Genomic DNA, 17,411 nt, shown 5'->3' with positions numbered 1-17,411 from the left:
CTTGGGTTGCTGATAATCTGTTGACTTCAGTCTGACACCACAAGCACCCACACGAATTGCTTGATTCAGTTGTTAAAGAGCGGTGGGTTAAGACTTTTCGTCTCAACCGAGGCGCGCATTCTACAGCGTCCTCTGTATCTGTCAAGCGGTTATTTCAAGAAGTTTTCAAAGTTTCCTTTGCAACTTCAACCACTTGCGCTGCGATCAACTCTTGAGTTGCTCATCAGCGGGAGGCGAATTCTACAGCGTTACAACCGCGTGTCAAACTCTTTTTTCTCACCGCTGTCGATCACTTCAGACCCGACCTCCTTCCTCGCTGACTCTTCACTCCAAAGCCTTGCAAACTATTGATCTACAAGGCTTTTTCGTTTCCGTCTGCGCCGGAAGTGGGGCGAATTATAGACACCTCAGCGAGGGCGTCAACCGTTATTTTGAACTTTTACCGATCTGGCCTTCGCAGCGCCGCCCAGACGCGGGATTCGCCGAGCAAACACGGGAATGCGCAGCAGTAACAGGAATGCACCTATCCCCGCATACAGCGCCCACTCTTTAAGGTCAGCCCGGACAATCCAGAACATATGCAGCAAACCCAGCCCCAGAATTACGTAGATGATCCTATGCAGCTTTTTCCAGCGCACTCCCAGACGCCGCTGACTATAACGGTTGGAAGTCACCGCCAGCGCAAGCAACCCCAGCAACGCCAGCGCACCGACGATGATATAAGGACGCTTGACCAGTTCGACACCCAACTGCCCCCAATCCAGCCCCAGAATGAACAGTGCGTACATGATCAGGTGCAGCAACGCATAGGCAAAGCACCACAGGCCCAGCTGGCGACGCACCACAATCCACCCCGACCAACCGGTCAGGCGCTGCAACGGCGTCATGGAGAGCGTGATCAGCAGCATGACCAGCGTCGCCACTCCGAAGTTTTCCACAAGGACCTTGCCGGGATCAGGTCCGAGCGCAAAAATCCATGCCTGGTACAACCACCACACAGGCGCAATGCAAGCGGCAAGAAATACAGCCAGACGCAAAAACGGATATCGCATCAATAGTCCTTCCGCAAATCCATGCCGGCGTACAAGGAACCCACCTCTTCCTCATAGCCATTGAACATTTTCGTGTCGCGCAGATTCGGGCTGAACAGACCGCTCGGCAAGCGGCGTTCGCGGGCTTGCGTCCAGCGCGGGTGATCGACAGTCGGGTTGACGTTGGCATAGAAGCCATACTCGTTTGCCGCAATGCTTTGCCAGGTGGTCTTCGGCTGCTCACTGACCAGACTGATACGCACGATGGACTTCACACTCTTGAAACCGTACTTCCATGGCACCACCAGGCGTAACGGTGCGCCATTCTGGTTAGGCAGCTCACGCCCATACATGCCCACCGCCAGAATCGCCAAAGGGTTCATCGCCTCGTCCAGACGCAGCCCTTCTACATAAGGCCAGTCGATCAGGGCAAAGTCCGAGCGCTGACCCGGCATGGACTTGGCGTCCTCCAGCGTTTCGAACCGGATGTACTTGGCTTTGGAGGTCGGCTCTACCTGCTTGAGCAACGCAGCGATCGGAAAACCAATCCACGGAATGACCATTGACCAGGCTTCGACGCAACGCAAACGGTAGATCCGCTCTTCCAATTGGTAAGGCTTCATGAAGTCTTCGAGCGCATAGCGGCCAGGCTTGGCGACTTCACCATCTATCACGACACTCCAGGGCTCGGTCTGCAGAGAGCCAGCGTTCTTGGCAGGATCGCCCTTGTCAGTACCGAACTCATAGAAGTTGTTGTAATGGGTTGCGTCCTTGAACGGCGTGATCGCCTCGTCCTGGACGTTGACCGCCTGCCATTTCGTGGCGGGTAGTTTTTCCGCGAACCAGCCTGGCGCTTTGCCTGGCTCTACATCGGCATACCGCGAAGCATCTGCGGCCCCCGCCCAGCGCGGCATTGCCGTGACGGCAAGACCTGCAAGCGAGCTGGCGAGCAATGTGCGTCGCGAGAGATAAATGGATTCAGGCGTGACGTCCGACTCTTTGGAGTCGGACGCAGAAGGAAGTTTGATTAACATGATGACTCCGCAGGCCAGGGAACTGATGCACCAATAGACTACGGAGTATGGTGGAAATTAGATCATTGACTAGGCCTTGCGGCGACGTAGCAGATACTGAATAGGGCCGGACAGAGCGTAAGCGAGAAATATCAGCAGCAAAATGCGCGGCGGGTCGCTGAATACGACAGCAAACACCAAGACCACCGCCAGAATCGCAACGAACGGCACGCGGCCCTTCAAGTCCAGCTCCTTGAAGCTGTTGTACTTGATGTTACTGACCATCAGCATACCGGCGGCCGCGACCAGCAACGCAACGAGAAACGACAGCTTGGAGCCCTGAATCCCGAAATCGCTGAATGCCCAGACCGTGCCGGCCACTACACCTGCCGCTGCCGGACTGGCCAGGCCGATGAAGTAGCGCTTGTCAGCCTTGCCGACCTGAGTATTGAAGCGCGCCAGACGCAATGCAGCGCCGGCTACATAGATGAAGGCAACCATCCAGCCGACCTTGCCCATGTCGCCCAGCGCCCAGCCAAATGCCAGCAACGCCGGGGCCACACCAAAGGCAACCATGTCGGACAGCGAATCGTACTCGGCGCCAAACGCGCTTTGCGTGTTGGTCATGCGCGCCACACGGCCATCCAGGCCGTCGAGCACCATGGCCACGAAGATCGCAATCGCAGCGAATGCGAAATACTTGCTTGCCCCGGCAAAATCACCGGCGCTCATGGCGCTTTGCGCACTCATGGAGCTGATGATGGAGTAGAAACCCGCGAACAGATTCGCCGTGGTAAACAGGTTGGGAAGCAGGTAGATACCCCGATGCCGGACCTGCCGGCCTTCGGCGTCATGGCCCTCTTCCACGTGTTCATCGATAGGTAGCAGACTTTCAGCGTCAGAGGCCTTGACGGGCTCTTCAGGACGTTCGCTCATGGAGATTACCTTGCAGCGGTATGAAAAGGTTCGACACAGGTCTGCGGCGACGGTTCGCCAGCAAACGATGCAGCTTTATACCAGAGCCTGACCCAGAACGAAAAAGCGCGACCGATGGGTCGCGCCTTTTCCTGTAAACCAGCTGTAGTCCGGCGGTGAACCGGAAAAGCTTAGTTCTTGTCCTTGTCGACGATTTTGTTCGCCGCGATCCAAGGCATCATCGAGCGCAGTTTTTCACCGATGATTTCGATACCGTGCGCAGCGTTGTTACGACGCTTGGCAGTCATCGACGGGTAGCCGGTAGCACCTTCGCTGATGAACATCTTCGCGTATTCGCCGTCCTGGATGCGCTTCAGAGCGTTGCGCATGGCCTGACGGGATTCAGCGTTGATGACTTCAGGACCGGTGACGTATTCGCCGTATTCGGCGTTGTTGGAGATCGAGTAGTTCATGTTGGCGATACCGCCTTCATACATGAGGTCAACGATCAGCTTCAGTTCGTGCAGGCACTCGAAGTAAGCCATTTCCGGCGCGTAGCCAGCTTCGACCAGCGTTTCGAAACCAGCCTTGACCAGCTCGACAGTACCGCCGCACAGAACAGCCTGCTCGCCGAACAGGTCGGTTTCAGTCTCGTCCTTGAAGGTGGTTTCGATGATGCCGGTACGGCCGCCGCCAACGCCCGAAGCGTAGGACAGGGCAACGTTCTTGGCATTGCCGGAAGCATCCTGATAAACCGCGATCAGGTCAGGGATACCGCCGCCCTTGACGAACTCGGTACGCACGGTATGGCCCGGAGCCTTCGGCGCGATCATGATCACGTCGAGGTCAGCGCGCGGCACAACCTGGTTGTAGTGAATCGCGAAGCCGTGGGAGAACGCCAGTGTTGCGCCCTTTTTCAGGTTCGGCTCGACTTCATTCTTGTACAGCTGGGACTGGAACTCGTCCGGGGTCAGGATCATGACCAGGTCGGCGGCAGCAACGGCAGAAGCGACGTCAGTCACTTTCAGGCCATGAGCCTCGGCCTTGGCGACAGTGGCCGAACCTTTACGCAGGCCGACAGTGACATCAACGCCGGAGTCTTTCAGGTTGCACGCCTGAGCGTGGCCTTGCGAACCGTAACCGATGATGGCGACTTTCTTGCCCTGGATGATCGAAAGGTCACAGTCTTTGTCGTAGAAAACTTTCATGGAAATCCCCTGTTATCTTGGCCACGCAGGCCATTTGCTTAATTGATTTAAATGCTCAGCACTTTGTCGCCACGGGCAATGCCCGTTACGCCACTGCGTACTGTTTCCAGGATAGCGGCGGTGCCGATGGCCTGAATGAAGCTGTCCAGTTTGTCGCTCGTGCCGCTCAGTTGCACGGTGTAGACGCTGGCGGTCACGTCGACGATCTGCCCGCGGAAGATATCCGTGGTGCGCTTGATCTCCGCACGCTGCGCGCCGGTGGCCTTGACCTTGACCAGCATCAGTTCGCGCTCGATGTGAGCGCTTTCCGACAGGTCGACCAGCTTGACCACTTCGATGAGCTTGTTGAGGTTCTTGGTGATCTGCTCGATCACCTCATCATGACCTACGGTGGTGAGCGTCAGACGCGACAGGGTCGGGTCTTCGGTCGGCGCAACCGTCAGACTTTCGATGTTGTAGTTACGCTGGGAGAACAGACCAACGACGCGCGACAGTGCACCCGGTTCGTTTTCCAGCAGCAGGGAAATGATATGGCGCATGATTATGTCCGCTCCGTCTTGCTCAACCACATATCGCGCATGGAGCCGTCCTTGATTTGCATCGGATAGACGTGCTCGGTCACATCGACCTGAATATCCATGAACACCAGCCGGTCAGTCATGGCAAAGGCTTCTTCCATCTTCGGCTTCAGATCCTTCAGGTCAGTGATACGCATGCCGACGTGACCATAGGCCTCGACCAGCTTGACGAAATCAGGCAGCGACTCCATGTAGGAATGCGAGTGACGCGCGCCGTAGCTCATGTCCTGCCATTGGCGGACCATGCCCAGCACACCGTTGTTGAGCAGAATGATCTTCACCGGCAGGCCGTACTGCAGGCAGGTCGACAGCTCCTGAATGTTCATCTGGATACTGCCTTCGCCGGTCACGCAGGCCACGTGCTCGTCCGGGAAACTCAGTTTCACGCCCATTGCTGCCGGAAAACCAAAGCCCATGGTGCCCAGGCCGCCCGAGTTGATCCAGCGGTTCGGCTTGTTGAAGCGGTAGTACTGCGCAGCGAACATCTGATGCTGACCGACGTCCGAGGTGACATAAGCGTCGCCCTTGGTGACTTCGCACAGCGTTTCGATAACGGCCTGCGGCTTGATGACTGTGCCATCGCCACGGTTGTACGGGAACAGATCCCCCGTACCGCGCCACTCGTCAATCTGCTTCCACCACGCAGCAACGGATGCCTTGTCGGGTGTCTCACCGATCTCTTTCAAGGTGGCAACCATTTCGGTCAGCACGCTTTCGACAGGACCGACGATAGGCACATCGGCCTTGATGGTCTTGGAGATCGAAGCCGGGTCGATATCGATGTGGATAATCTTGGCGTTCGGGCAGAACTTGCTGGCGCCGTTGATGACTCGGTCGTCGAAGCGCGCGCCGACGGCCAGGATCACATCGGTGTGGTGCATCGCGAGGTTAGCTGTGTAGCTGCCGTGCATCCCGAGCATGCCGACGAACTGGCGATCCGTGCCCGGATAGCACCCAAGCCCCATCAGGGTATTGGTTACCGGTGCATCGAGCAGTTGCGCCAGCTCGGTCAGTTGCGCCGAAGCATTGCCCATGATCACCCCGCCACCGGCGTAGACGATAGGACGCTTGGCCGCCAGCAGCATCTCGACGGCCTTGCGGATCTGACCGGAATGGCCACGAACCGCCGGGCTGTAGGAGCGCAGCTTGGCTTTTTTCGGGAAGACGTATTCGAATTTTTCGGCCGGGTTGGTCATGTCCTTCGGAATATCGACGACCACCGGGCCCGGACGACCGGACTGTGCCAGGTAGAAAGCCTTTTTCAGGACGTCCGGGATTTCCGACGGGTGCTTGATCATGAAGCTGTGCTTCACGATCGGCCGGGAGATACCGATCATGTCGGTCTCCTGGAACGCATCGGTGCCCACCAGCGTACTGGCTACCTGACCGGACAGGACCACCATCGGAATGGAGTCCATGTACGCCGTGGCGATACCGGTAATGGCATTGGTTGCACCAGGACCCGAGGTCACCAGCACCACGCCTGCCTTGCCGGTAGCCCGCGCATAGCCATCGGCCATGTGCGTGGCAGCCTGCTCGTGGCGAACAAGGATGTGGCTCACCGCCGGTTCTTTGAACAGGGCATCGTAGACATGCAGGAGGGCACCACCAGGGTACCCATAGATATGCTCAACGCCTTCGTCACGCAAAAAGCGGACGACCATTTCAGCGCCAGATAAAAGCTCCACGTTGTTCACCTCTAAAACGCCAGAATACCGCCCACTCCGGGACGGGTCTTAATAGGTTTACTGCCAGCAGAGCATGAGCGACGGTGGTCGCCGACTACGTCAGCACTGACTGAGCAAGTATTGGGAGGTCCCTGAGTGTTGCGGAACATTCCCACCCAGCGCGAGGTAACGCGTTGCGGGTGTTACAGGTCGGCGCGGGTGTGCGCCTCATGATCTACCGAGAGGGTCTGCTTCTGGCAGTCCTTCTACAGCGAACTTTGGATTGTTGTGATTCCCCCCCTTCAAGTCAAGCGATCCGTGCGCTTTCTTGACACCCGACAAGTGAAATCGCACCGTTTCGGACTGAAATGCACTGTTATGGTAGCTTTCTGCATGCACAGACTTTCAAGGACCCGACATGCATTGGATGATTCTCGCCGCCGCGCTGGCCATCAGCGCGCCCAGCCAGGCCGCTTCGATCTACAAGTGGGTGGATGCCCAGGGCGTGACGCACTTTGATGCCCAGCCCCCCACTGGCCAGCCGGTGCAGGAAATCAATGTGCAGACTCCGCCACCTGCCGCCGCGCCGGGCATGCCTGCGGACGACGGGGCTGCGCAACAACGTGAGATTGACCAGAAAGTCAAAAGCCAGGTGAAGGCTCAGGAAGCCAAGCGGGCGGAAAATTGCGAAACCCTGCGCACCAATCTTGCGCAGTTGCAAAACAATCCGCGAGTGCGCGAGCAGGTTGGAGGAGAATCAAGGCGCCTTACGGATGAGAACCGCAAGACGCGTATCGAAGAAACCAACAAGGCGATCAGCGAATACTGCCGCTAGAAGCGCGCCGATCAGCGCGCTGCTGTGATCAGCTGGTCGAACCGCGCCAGGTGCGCTTGCAGCTGCCGGGTTTCACTCATGCACCCGGCATAGACCATCTCGGCCATTTCCAGAATGCCGGAAGCATTGGGCAACGGCAGGTCGCGCTCGAGGATGACCTTCATCCGCGGCAGGAAAATCCACTGCAGCCACTGGGCGAACTCCAGGGTATCGACGCTGAACGGTTCCTGACTGGCGAGCGCCTGCTCGCTGGGCGGCGTGGTATCCCACCAGCCCAGCACGCGCAACTCGCGCTCTATCAGCAACAGTTGCTCGGCAACCTCAGGTAAACGTCCGTCCATCAGCGAGCCTTTTGACGAGCCAGGGCAGCACCGGCCGCGTCACCCTGCTTTTCGCGTGACTGAGCGATCAATCCCCACAGACTGGCCTGCAGGCTGGTACGCCCGTTGGCGTAAGTCAGACCACGACGTGCCAGCTGCTCGGCCTGGGCCGCATCGCCCTGAGCCAGACGCACCTGAGCCAGACGATAGAGCACTTGCGGCTCGCGCGGTGCAACCCGCTGCGCACGCTCGAGACTGGACGACGCGCCATTGAGATCGCCACTGGTCTGCTGTTGCTGGGCGGTGGTCAGCAATGCCAGTACGGGCCCGTCAAGCTGCTCGTCCTCCGACAGACCGCCACCGCTGGACGGGATCCCGGTCGGGGCAGAAGCGGCCGGCATGCTGTAGCTGTTGTTTGCAGGAGCCTGACTGACCGGGGCCTGGGTGACCGGCGCAGCATCGACAGGCGGAGTGTTGACACTGAACGGCGCCTGACTGGCTGGCGCAGAGTAACTCTGTCCTGCATCGGCGCCACCCGCGCCCGGCACCATCACTACGACGCCCGAGTCCTGCGGCACGGCTTGCGGCTGCTGTTGCACAGGCGCCGTGTTGGTCCGGTAAGTACCGTTACGCGACGCTGCCGCACCTTCGCCATTGGACACCTTGGAGCTCGAATCCACGACCGGAATCGAGCCGCGTTCCACACTGGCGCAGCCGTTCAGCAAGGCCAGTGCCGTTAAAGCTGGAATCCACCATTTATTCACTTGAAAACCTCGATTGCCTAGTTCAACCAACCCTTGACCCAGTCCATCACCTCAGTGGCAGGTGCCGGAGCGCCGCCGCATGTCGCGCCGGGCTGGGGCTCACTGCCGCGAATATACGGCATCTGCACGGCATTCGGGCAGCTTGCATCCGACCCCTGACCGGTCTGCGCATCGACCCACGCCTGAACGACGTTGTCCGGCATCGCCATGTCCAGCGGCAGCGGGCCGGCCTTGCGCATGAAACTGGTCCAGACCTGCAGGGCACCGGTGGCACCGGTAAACGGTGTCTTGCCGTTGTCGTCGCGCCCCATCCACACCACCGCCAGCAGGTCCTGACTGAACCCGGCAAACCAGCTGTCACGCGAGTCGTTACTGGTACCGGTCTTGCCCGCCAGATTCAACGAGCTCGGCAATACGTTGTAAACAGATTTGCCCGTACCTTCGCGCATGACCCGCTGCATCGCATTCTGCACCAGGTATATGGCACCCGGATCGAAGCGCTGTTCAATCTGGAACGGATAACGCTTGAGTGGCTCGCCTTCCGCGGTGAGCACGCTGCGAATACCACGCATCGGCGTATTGAACCCGCCGCTGGCGATGGTCTGATACATGGTGGCCACTTCCATCGGACTCAAGCCACCCGCACCCAGCAGCATCGACGGATAGGTCGGCCATTCGCGCGTCACACCCAGTTTGGCCAGTGTCTTGAACACGTTTGGAATGCCCAGTTCAAGACCCAGCTTGGCGGTCGACAGGTTGTAAGAGTGCGCCAGCCCCTGATACAGGAAGATATTGCCGTGTGACTTGTGATCGTAGTTCTGCGGTTTCCATATCTGGCCATCGGCGCCTTTGACCTGGAACAGTTCGTCGGCAATCCAGCTGGTCAAGGTGTACTGGCTTGGCCGCTCAAGTGCCGTCAGGTAGATAGCCGGCTTGACCAGCGAGCCGATCGGACGCACCGCGTCGATCGCCCGGTTGAAGCCCGAGAACCCGGCCTCACGCCCACCGATCAACGCCTGCACTTCGCCGGTTTCAGGATTGGTGACGACCATGGCCGACTCCACTTCATCAGAGCCCTTGCGCCCGGCGAGCTTCTTGAACGTGTCGTCCATGGCCGCCTGGGACTTCATCTGCAGGATCGGATCGAAGCTGGTAAAGATCCGCAGCCCTTCTTCGGTCAGGTCTTCGTCGCGATAGTCTTCGCGCAGCTGACGCTTGACCAGATCGAGGAACGCCGGGAACGAGCTGTCGGCGAGGGTCCCGGTCTTGGTCACACCCAGTGGCATTTTTTTCGCAGCAGCGACTACTTCGGGAGTGGCGACGCCCTGCTGCTCAAACAGGTCGAGCACCAGATTACGACGCTCCAGAGCACGCTCCGGATTGCGCCGCGGGTTGTAGAAGGAAGGCCCCTTGACCAGTCCGACCAGCATCGCCACCTGATGGATTTTCAGCTCGGACAGCGGCTGGCTGAAGAAATACTGGCTGGCCAGACCGAAACCGTGAACGGCGCGCTGGCCGTCCTGCCCGACGAACACTTCGTTGAGATAGGCCTCGAGGATTTCCTGCTTGCTGTAATGAATCTCCAGCAGAACGGCCATCATGGCTTCGGTCAGCTTACGGGTAAGGCTGCGTTCATTGGTCAGGTAGAAGTTCTTGACCAACTGCTGGGTCAGCGTACTGCCGCCCTGGCGCATCTGCCCCTGCGAGGTATTGACCCAGATCGCCCGGGCAATGGACTTGGGCGACACGCCGAAGTGGTGATAGAAATCCCGGTCCTCGACCGCTACCAGCCCGTCGAGCAGATAGGGCGGCGCCTGATCCAGCTTGATCAGGATCCGGTCTTCCAGATTCTTCGGGTACAGGCCGCCGATCAGCAAGGGCTCGAGTCGTGCCACCGCAAGCTTGGCACCATTGCCCGAAGACAGGTCGGCTACATAGTCACCGGAAAAGCGCACGCGCACCTGCTGCGCTGCATCAGTGCCTTCGTAAAACTGAAAGCCACGCGTATTGAGGTCGACGGTATTGCCGTTCACCGCAGCGGCGCCGGGACCATTCGCCACGCTTTCGCGGCGATAGCCCAGGGCGTCGAGTTCGATGAGAAAGTCATCGCGGCTCAGCTTCTGTCCGACGAACAGCTCCAGCGGCCGTGCATAGACCTTGGCCGGGATGGTCCAGCGCTTGCCGGAGAATTTTTCCTGGACGATTGCATCGAGATAAATGGCCAGGCCGCCGAGCAGAACCAGGCCGACAATACCGAGCTTCAACGCCCAGCCCAGCCACTTGTTAAGGCTGCGGGGAGGTTGTTTTTTTGCAGAACGAGAGGTGCGGGATCGAGTCATGGGCGCGGATTATACGCACTTTACCGAGGATCGACAGACGCCCGAGTCAGCGGTTTGCAGCCTCGCGCCAAGCGGCCATAATGGCGGCATCGTGTACTTACATTTTGAACACATTCCTGAAGGATCGACCGTGAGCCAGTCTTTGATTGCTGCCCTGCAGAACCCTGCCCTCTTCCCCCATCCGGTGGAGAGTTTCCAGGTCATCGAAACGCACATTTCCTGGGTGCTGCTGACGGGTCCGTATGCCTACAAATTCAAAAAGCCGATGAACTTCGGCTTTCTGGATTTCACCACGCTGGCCCTGCGCAAGCACTTCTGCGAAGAAGAGTTGCGCCTGAATCAGCGTCTGACCGACGATCTCTACATCGAAGTCCTGCCAATCACTGGCACAGAGGACACGCCGCAACTGGGCGGCGACGGTGAAGCGATCGAATACGCGCTGAAGATGAAACAGTTCTCGCAGGATGGCCTGCTGAGCACGCTGCAGGCCAACGGTGAATTGACGACTGCGCACATCGACGAACTGGCGCGCCAGATTGCCGGTTTTCACCTGACCTCGCCGCAGGTCGGAGCTGAAAGCGAACTGGGCTCGGCTGACAGCGTGATGGCCCCGGTGGTACAGAATTTCGAGCAGATTCGCCCGCTGATCAGCGAAAAATCCGACCTGGCACAGCTTGATGCCCTGCACGCGTGGGCAGAGTCGAGCTTTGCGCGACTCAAGCCGTTGCTGGCCCACCGCAAGGCCGATGGGTTCATCCGTGAGTGCCATGGCGACATTCATCTGGGCAATGCGACGGTGATTGATGGCAAGGTCGTGCTGTTCGACTGCATCGAGTTCAACGAGCCGTTCCGCAAGACCGATGTCTATGCCGACATCGGCTTTCTGGCAATGGACCTTGAAGACCGTGGCCTGAAGTCGCTGTCACGGCGTTTGATCAGTCAGTACCTGGAAGTCACCGGCGACTACGCGGGCCTGGAGCTGTTGAATTTCTACAAGGCCTACCGCGCAATGGTCCGCGCCAAGGTGGCACTGTTCAGCCAGCCGGCCGATGCCGACGGCTTGCAGCGCGCGGCGACGCTTCGTCAGTACCGCAACTATGCCAATCTGGCCGAGAGCTACAGCGCCATCCCTTCACCGTTTCTGACGATCACCCACGGTGTCTCTGCCGTTGGCAAAAGCCACGTGGCGATGCGTCTGGTGGAATCGCTGGGCGCCATCCGCCTGCGCTCGGACGTAGAGCGCAAGCGCCTGTTTGCCGGCCAGGGTCAGGATCTGTATGACGCGCAAGCCAGCAGCACAACCTATGCACGCCTGCATGAGCTGGCCACCGCAACCCTGCGCGCAGGCTTCTCGGTGGTAATCGATGCCACTTACCTCAAGCGCGAGCAGCGCGATGCGGCGGCAAAGATTGCCGAAAACACCGGCGTCCCGTTCCTGATTCTGGATTGCGAAGCACCGCAGGCGGTGATCGCTGGCTGGCTTGCGCAGCGTCAGGCACAGGACAACGACCCCTCTGACGCGACACTGGAAGTCATCGAGGCTCAGCAGGCCAGTCGCGAGCCGCTCGGCGCCGACGAAATCCTGCGCAGCAAGAAGGTTGCAACCAACGTCAGCAGCGATCTGGACAGCCTTATCGACAACCTGCGTCAGCGCCTGCCGGGTCTGTAAAACGACACATGGCCGTTGAGCGGTTAGCGCTTCACGGCCTTACAATGATGGCGATATACTGGCGCCACAATTCCAACGCAATGACATGTCGGAGGCCATCATGAGCCACCCCAAACAGATCGACTCACCGCTTTATATGCTGCTGCGCAAAGATGACGTCGAAGGTTTCAATCAAGAGAAACCGCGAACCGGCACCATCGACATGGTGGGGGGCGACTTCAGGGGGCTGGACCTGCGCGCGCTGGACACCGCCAATATCGACTTCACCGACGCCTATTTTCGCTCTGCCGACCTTCGTGGCCTGGACCTGCGCAATACGCCGATGGAAGGTGCGAGCATCGCTCATGCACAGATTTCAGGCGTGTTCTTCCCGGCTGAACTCTCGGCTGACGAGATTCTGATGTCGGTGAATTTCGGCACGCGCCTGCGCTACCGTACCCACTGATACCGCAAAAACGTTGCAGCCTGCACGCGCAATGCACAGCAGGCTGGCGATGTAGCGCCCTGCTTTCACCCCTTCTTCCCTCGCATGCGCAACCCGCTCGCCACTGAGGCTACGCTGTACTCCGTCACGTTTAATCCATGAATATCCTGCCTGAATCACCCGCAGGCACAGGCACGCGTGCGACCAAAAGAAATGTTGACTTACAAATGAGAATCGTTATGATTATCACATCCGGTCGCGAGACTGGACGGTAGCCTGAAAGACCTTGGTTCGGACTTTCAGATTATCTCCTCATCAGGCTAATCACGGTTTTTGACCCGGCTCTTTGCCGGGTCTTTTTTTGTCCGGCGCAAAGCCATCGATCATTCAAAAGCCATCGCCACCACCATGCGACTCGAGCAGGCCGAGCCTTGCCAGCAAGTCGTCCAGCACGCTGGAGCCGCCCAGCCGAAAGCGCCCGGCGTTGATCCATTGCAGGCCAAATCGCGCGCGGACCAGTGCCATGTAAACACGCGCCTCTTCGAACGTACGGATCCCGCCTGCAACCTTCAGCCCTACTTGCCCGCCTACGTCGGCAATGGACTCCAGCATGATCCGTGCAGCCTGCGGCGTGACATGCCTGGCGGCCTTGCCGGTGCTGGTCTTGATGAAGTCAGCGCCCGAAACAATCGCATCGCGGCAAGCGTCGAGGATCATTTGCGAGTCACGCAAGTCACCGGTTTCAAGCGTCGCTGTAAGCCTCACCTGCCCGGCACACAAGGCCGAACACGCCGAGATCATCGCCAGGCCGGGCTGCCGGTCTCCGCCGAGCAGCGCGCGAAAGGGATACACGACGTCGATTTCATCCGCGCCGGCCATCAGCGCAGCACGTACCTGGGCGATGACGGACTGAACATTGCTGCTGCCATGTGGGAAATTGACCACGGCGACGACCTTGATATGACGAGCCTGTAAGCGATCCAGCGTGGTGCGTGCCAGACACACGAAACGTTGCTGGACGCTGACCGCTGCAACCGGTCCCACAGGCGTGCATGCGCGCCGACAGATGCCGACAATGCGCTGCTCAGTGTCGTCTGTATTGAGGGCAAACAGCTCAAGCAGCCCGATGACCTGACGCGCCAGCCGCTCATCATCTGCTGTCATCTCTTTCATAGTGTTTCCGCTCTGCAAGACATGAGCGGACGATATACGGCTGCCACGCTTACAGGCACGAGTGACGTGCTTAGAGACGAAGGCTACAAAAAGACAGGAAAGAACCGACGTAGCCTGTAATGACTTCAACGTAACGCAGCGCATCAATCCGAAGAAAATGCCAGACTTGTCCGATCAGGCATCGACCCGAAAACTGGCACCCGAAGAATGGGCCTATGGAGGCTTCTTGATATTCCTTTGCACTTCAAGCCACCTGCCCGAAGCCCACAGCAAAGGCTTCGGGCTGGGCGAACATGTACTGTTTGCCGTGCGCCGTCAGGGCGCGGTGTTTGTCTACAAGAACCGCTGCCCGCATCGCGGCATTCCCCTGGAATGGCAACCCGATCAATTTCTGGACGGCAGTGCAAGCCTGATCCAGTGCGCGACGCATGGGGCGTTGTTTCTGATCGAGAATGGCGAATGCGTTGCCGGGCCTTGCGAAGGTCAATCCTTGACCGTCATCAAAAGCCGTGAAGACGCCGAGGGCATCTGGGTGTCGCTGCATCTGGAGGCCTGACGAAGTCTGAACCGCCTGTAGCCAGATGCCTCAATCCAGGCCGTGCACCTGCAGGCGCCGGTCGATATAAATCTCCTCCGACGTCAGTTGCGCACCGTAGGCGAGAATTTGCACACCGGCATCAATGGCTTCATGCAACGCCGCCGCGTAGGCTGGATCAATCTCCTGCGCCGGCCGCACAGCGTCGATACCGGTGAGATTGACGCAATACAACAGCACGGCGCGCACGCCTTCGCGCGCCAGCGTCGCCAGTTCGCGCAGGTGCCGCGCGCCGCGCTGGGTCACCGCATCGGGGAATGCCGCCACGCTGGAACCATCGAATCCCAGAGTGACACTTTTAACTTCCAGATACAGATAGCCATCCGGGTACTCCAGACGAAAGTCCACACGACTTTTTTCCTGTCCGTAGGCCACCTCGCGCTTGAGCGCCGTGAACCCCGTCAGTTCGCTGATGACCCCGGCGCGCAAGGCCTCTTCAACCAGCGTATTGGCCCGTCCGGTATTGATACAGGCCAGGCGACCCTGCGGGGTTTCGCTGATTTCCCAAGTGCCCGGCAGTTTGCGCTTGGGGTCATTCGAGCGACTGAACCACACGCGCCCGCCGGGCATCATGCAGTTGAGCATCGAACCGGTGTTAGGGCAGTGAATGGTCAGCAATTCACCGCTATCGGTTTCGATATCAGCGAGAAAGCGCTTGTAACGCACCAGCAGACGACCCTGTTCAAGCTGCGGAGAAAAACGCATCAGACACCCCAGCTACGCAGACCACGAGCGATTCGCTCGACCGCCTGCTCAAGGCGCGGCAGGCTCTGCGTGTAGGCAAAGCGCACATGGTGCCCGGCCTGAAAACGGCCGAAATCGAGGCCTGGTGTAAAGGCGACGTGCTCGGTTTCCAGAAAGTGCCGGCAAAAGGCAAAGGCATCGCCGCCAAACGCGGAGATATCGGCATACAAATAAAAGGCCCCTTCCGGCTCGACGGCAATACCGAAACCCAGTTCGCGCAGCGCTGGCAGCAGAAAGTCCCGGCGGCGGCCGAACTCGGCGCGCCGCTGCTCGAGTATGGCCAGTGTCTGCGGCTCAAAGCAGGCAAGCGCGGCATGTTGCGCCATGCTTGGCGCGCTGATGTAGAGGTTCTGGGCCAGCTTTTCCAGATCGGCCACGGCATCCTGTGGCGCGACCAGCCAGCCCAGACGCCACCCGGTCATGCCGAAATACTTTGAAAAACTATTGAGAACGAAAGCGTCGTTATCCACTTCCAGCACACTGCTGGCGTCCACACCGTAGGTCAGGCCGTGATAGATCTCGTCCACCACCAAGTGCCCATTGCGGACTTTCAGTGCCTGAGACAAGGCTGCCAGTTCGTCGCGGCTCAACAGGGTGCCGGTCGGATTGGCCGGTGACGCCACCAGAGCGCCGACACTGTTGTGATTCCAGTGCGTGGCCACCAGCTCAGGGGTCAGTTGATAACGCTGTTGCAGACCGACGGGCACCAGTTGCGCCTCGCCTTCTATCAGGCGCAAAAAGTGACGGTTGCACGGGTAGCCAGGGTCGGCCAGCAACCAGTGCCTGCCCGGATCGACCAGCAGGCTGCTGGTCAGCAACAAGGCGCCTGAACCGCCCGGCGTGACCAGAATCCGCTGAGGATCAATGTCGACGCCGTAACGCTGAGCGTAAAACCCGGAAATGGCCTCACGCAGTTGCGGCAGACCGCGCGCGGCAGTGTAGCGCGTCTTGCCGTCTGCCAATGCCGCCTGGCCAGCCTTTATGATGGGCTCTGCAGTGGTGAAATCGGGCTCGCCGATTTCAAGGTGAACCACATCATGACCCGCCGCCTGCAATTCATTGGCACGCGCCAGCAACGCCATGACATGAAAAGGTTCTATGGCGCGACTGCGCGCACTGTAAGGCTGGCTCATGGATATTCCTTTAAAGGGCGGATGTTAAAACATGATTGTCATCACGGCGCGCCATGATTCTACCCAACCACCCGCCCGACGGTGCATTTGCGGACTGAAAAGCCCGGTCTCCAAACGCTGAATAAAAGAAAGCTACGACGGTGCGCAGCGACTAGAGTTCATTTATATGCAGGGCAGATGCGAAATGGCCATCTCCATAAGAAGACGGCGTCGTCATGCTCGACAACCGGGAGTAGCGCACTCCGATTTGATCTGGTAAGTTCGCCCGCTTGCAGCTGCAGGGCCGACGGGTGTCGGTGATGGAACAATCCTGCGCAATAGATTAGAAGAGTGAGAGGCGGTCCAGACATGCCCACCCCAGAAAAGCAACAGAACCATCTAATCAGCGGCTTTGAGCCCTACGTACCAACGAAGGGTGAAGAGTACATGGGCGAGCCGATGCGCGCGCACTTCACCAAGATCCTGAACAAGTGGAAGCAGGACTTGATGCAAGAGGTCGACCGAACGGTAGACCATATGAAGGACGAAGCTGCCAACTTCCCCGACCCGGCCGACCGTGCCAGTCAGGAAGAAGAGTTCAGCCTTGAACTTCGTGCCCGCGATCGCGAACGCAAGTTGATCAAGAAGATCGACAAGACGCTGCAACTGATCAAGGACGAAGAATATGGCTGGTGCGAATCCTGCGGCGTAGAGATCGGCATCCGCCGTCTTGAGGCTCGCCCGACTGCAGACCAGTGCGTCGACTGCAAGACCCTCGCAGAAATCAAGGAAAAACAGGTCGGTAAATGACCTGGGGCCGCCTTTGACTGAAAAGACGCTTCGGCGTCTTTTTTTGTGCCTGTTGAAGCACTATGACAGCGAATCTTGCTCCCACTCCTTGCTCATCGCTGTCCACAGCCCAACTGACTCCCATGCGCTCTTTGATCGCGNCCGGATCAGTGACAGGGCGAAGGAACCCGACGAAGTCGGGCCGGAAACCGGAGCGGGGACTTTGCTCACTTTG

At 58.8% G+C, this 17,411-nt stretch carries 17 protein-coding genes; 5 read left to right on the top strand and 12 right to left on the bottom strand.

The features are described 5' to 3' along the window. Nucleotides 1-419 precede the first annotated feature (419 nt). The 6 genes from msrQ to KBY02_RS21640 form a co-directional block, all read right to left on the bottom strand. The gene (gene msrQ, locus KBY02_RS21665) at nucleotides 420-1,052 is read right to left on the bottom strand and encodes a protein-methionine-sulfoxide reductase heme-binding subunit MsrQ (RefSeq protein WP_103754412.1); all 633 of its coding nucleotides are present in this window, start codon (nucleotides 1,050-1,052) and stop codon (nucleotides 420-422) included. Continuing rightward, nucleotides 1,052-2,065: a protein-methionine-sulfoxide reductase catalytic subunit MsrP gene (msrP, locus tag KBY02_RS21660; protein ID WP_003406704.1), complete on the bottom strand. Its 1,014-nt coding sequence runs from the start codon at nucleotides 2,063-2,065 to the stop codon at nucleotides 1,052-1,054. Before msrP ends, msrQ begins: the two co-directional genes overlap by 1 nt. Before the next feature lie 69 nt (nucleotides 2,066-2,134). Beyond that, on the bottom strand, nucleotides 2,135-2,980 hold the full coding sequence (gene pssA, locus KBY02_RS21655; RefSeq protein ID WP_003406703.1) for a CDP-diacylglycerol--serine O-phosphatidyltransferase: 846 nt from the start codon (nucleotides 2,978-2,980) through the stop codon (nucleotides 2,135-2,137). Between the two features lie 170 nt (nucleotides 2,981-3,150). Then, the gene (gene ilvC / locus KBY02_RS21650) at nucleotides 3,151-4,167 is read right to left on the bottom strand and encodes a ketol-acid reductoisomerase (protein ID WP_002552076.1); all 1,017 of its coding nucleotides are present in this window, start codon (nucleotides 4,165-4,167) and stop codon (nucleotides 3,151-3,153) included. A gap of 47 nt (nucleotides 4,168-4,214) precedes the next feature. Next, complete coding sequence (ilvN, locus tag KBY02_RS21645; RefSeq protein WP_002552075.1) at nucleotides 4,215-4,706, bottom strand: acetolactate synthase small subunit; 492 nt, start codon at nucleotides 4,704-4,706, stop codon at nucleotides 4,215-4,217. A 2-nt stretch (nucleotides 4,707-4,708) separates the two neighbouring features. Continuing rightward, entirely contained in the window at nucleotides 4,709-6,433 is a 1,725-nt protein-coding gene (locus KBY02_RS21640) for an acetolactate synthase 3 large subunit (protein WP_003406695.1), read from the bottom strand. A 397-nt stretch (nucleotides 6,434-6,830) separates the two neighbouring features. On the opposite strand from KBY02_RS21640, the gene KBY02_RS21635 reads away from it, so the two are divergent. Continuing rightward, nucleotides 6,831-7,247, top strand: a complete 417-nt coding sequence (locus KBY02_RS21635; RefSeq protein ID WP_011266668.1) for a DUF4124 domain-containing protein — start codon at nucleotides 6,831-6,833, stop codon at nucleotides 7,245-7,247. Nucleotides 7,248-7,258: 11 nt separating this feature from the next. On the opposite strand, the gene KBY02_RS21630 is transcribed toward KBY02_RS21635, so the two are convergent. The 3 genes from KBY02_RS21630 to mrcB are packed head-to-tail and all read right to left on the bottom strand — an operon-like array spanning nucleotide 7,259 to nucleotide 10,670. Continuing rightward, entirely contained in the window at nucleotides 7,259-7,588 is a 330-nt protein-coding gene (locus KBY02_RS21630; RefSeq protein ID WP_003406693.1) for a YqcC family protein, read from the bottom strand. Then, entirely contained in the window at nucleotides 7,588-8,331 is a 744-nt protein-coding gene (locus KBY02_RS21625) for a tetratricopeptide repeat protein (protein ID WP_050427267.1), read from the bottom strand. The genes KBY02_RS21630 and KBY02_RS21625 overlap by 1 nt, the downstream gene beginning before the upstream one ends. A 17-nt stretch (nucleotides 8,332-8,348) precedes the next feature. After that, nucleotides 8,349-10,670 (bottom strand): penicillin-binding protein 1B, encoded by a 2,322-nt coding sequence (gene mrcB / locus KBY02_RS21620; protein WP_003427455.1) that lies wholly within the window; start codon nucleotides 10,668-10,670, stop codon nucleotides 8,349-8,351. A 130-nt stretch (nucleotides 10,671-10,800) separates the two neighbouring features. Between mrcB and KBY02_RS21615 the strand changes: the two genes are divergently transcribed. Then, entirely contained in the window at nucleotides 10,801-12,339 is a 1,539-nt protein-coding gene (locus tag KBY02_RS21615; RefSeq protein ID WP_003406690.1) for a bifunctional aminoglycoside phosphotransferase/ATP-binding protein, read from the top strand. Between the two features lie 100 nt (nucleotides 12,340-12,439). Next, nucleotides 12,440-12,784, top strand: a complete 345-nt coding sequence (locus KBY02_RS21610) for a pentapeptide repeat-containing protein (RefSeq protein ID WP_003371360.1) — start codon at nucleotides 12,440-12,442, stop codon at nucleotides 12,782-12,784. 366 nt (nucleotides 12,785-13,150) lie between these two features. On the opposite strand, the gene deoC is transcribed toward KBY02_RS21610, so the two are convergent. After that, nucleotides 13,151-13,936, bottom strand: coding sequence for a deoxyribose-phosphate aldolase (gene deoC / locus KBY02_RS21605; protein ID WP_024660967.1), 786 nt, complete (start codon nucleotides 13,934-13,936; stop codon nucleotides 13,151-13,153). A gap of 226 nt (nucleotides 13,937-14,162) precedes the next feature. Between deoC and KBY02_RS21600 the strand changes: the two genes are divergently transcribed. Continuing rightward, a complete protein-coding gene (locus KBY02_RS21600; RefSeq protein ID WP_225650736.1) occupies nucleotides 14,163-14,492 on the top strand; it encodes a Rieske (2Fe-2S) protein in 330 nt (109 codons plus the stop codon). Between the two features lie 30 nt (nucleotides 14,493-14,522). Here the strand turns inward: KBY02_RS21600 and sfsA are convergent, their stop codons facing one another. Beyond that, complete coding sequence (gene sfsA, locus KBY02_RS21595; protein WP_116866194.1) at nucleotides 14,523-15,236, bottom strand: DNA/RNA nuclease SfsA; 714 nt, start codon at nucleotides 15,234-15,236, stop codon at nucleotides 14,523-14,525. Further along, nucleotides 15,236-16,408 carry a pyridoxal phosphate-dependent aminotransferase gene (locus KBY02_RS21590; protein WP_129450369.1) on the bottom strand — a complete coding sequence of 391 codons (1,173 nt, stop codon included), beginning with the start codon at nucleotides 16,406-16,408 and terminating at the stop codon, nucleotides 15,236-15,238. Before KBY02_RS21590 ends, sfsA begins: the two co-directional genes overlap by 1 nt. Before the next feature lie 348 nt (nucleotides 16,409-16,756). Between KBY02_RS21590 and dksA the strand changes: the two genes are divergently transcribed. After that, a complete protein-coding gene (gene dksA, locus KBY02_RS21585) occupies nucleotides 16,757-17,197 on the top strand; it encodes an RNA polymerase-binding protein DksA (RefSeq protein ID WP_003406657.1) in 441 nt (146 codons plus the stop codon). Nucleotides 17,198-17,411 lie beyond the last annotated feature (214 nt).

The sequence above is a fragment of the Pseudomonas sp. P129 genome (assembly GCF_020312195.1).
In the GTDB taxonomy this organism is placed as follows: Bacteria; Pseudomonadota; Gammaproteobacteria; order Pseudomonadales; family Pseudomonadaceae; genus Aquipseudomonas; species Aquipseudomonas fragariae.
This window is presented reverse-complemented; position numbering and strand designations above follow the sequence as displayed.

Bases quoted from the DNA above. Each gene is read 5' to 3' on its own strand.
- ilvC (WP_002552076.1), bottom strand. From the start codon at position 4,167: ATGAAAGTTTTCTACGACAAAGACTGTGACCTTTCGATCATCCAGGGC.
- ilvN (WP_002552075.1), bottom strand. From the start codon at position 4,706: ATGCGCCATATCATTTCCCTGCTGCTGGAAAACGAACCGGGTGCACTG.
- msrQ (WP_103754412.1), bottom strand. From the start codon at position 1,052: ATGCGATATCCGTTTTTGCGTCTGGCTGTATTTCTTGCCGCTTGCATT.
- deoC (WP_024660967.1), bottom strand. From the start codon at position 13,936: ATGAAAGAGATGACAGCAGATGATGAGCGGCTGGCGCGTCAGGTCATC.
- KBY02_RS21630 (WP_003406693.1), bottom strand. From the start codon at position 7,588: ATGGACGGACGTTTACCTGAGGTTGCCGAGCAACTGTTGCTGATAGAG.
- dksA (WP_003406657.1), top strand. From the start codon at position 16,757: ATGCCCACCCCAGAAAAGCAACAGAACCATCTAATCAGCGGCTTTGAG.
- pssA (WP_003406703.1), bottom strand. From the start codon at position 2,980: ATGAGCGAACGTCCTGAAGAGCCCGTCAAGGCCTCTGACGCTGAAAGT.
- KBY02_RS21610 (WP_003371360.1), top strand. From the start codon at position 12,440: ATGAGCCACCCCAAACAGATCGACTCACCGCTTTATATGCTGCTGCGC.
- KBY02_RS21635 (WP_011266668.1), top strand. From the start codon at position 6,831: ATGCATTGGATGATTCTCGCCGCCGCGCTGGCCATCAGCGCGCCCAGC.
- sfsA (WP_116866194.1), bottom strand. From the start codon at position 15,236: ATGCGTTTTTCTCCGCAGCTTGAACAGGGTCGTCTGCTGGTGCGTTAC.
- msrP (WP_003406704.1), bottom strand. From the start codon at position 2,065: ATGTTAATCAAACTTCCTTCTGCGTCCGACTCCAAAGAGTCGGACGTC.
- KBY02_RS21590 (WP_129450369.1), bottom strand. From the start codon at position 16,408: ATGAGCCAGCCTTACAGTGCGCGCAGTCGCGCCATAGAACCTTTTCAT.
- mrcB (WP_003427455.1), bottom strand. From the start codon at position 10,670: ATGACTCGATCCCGCACCTCTCGTTCTGCAAAAAAACAACCTCCCCGC.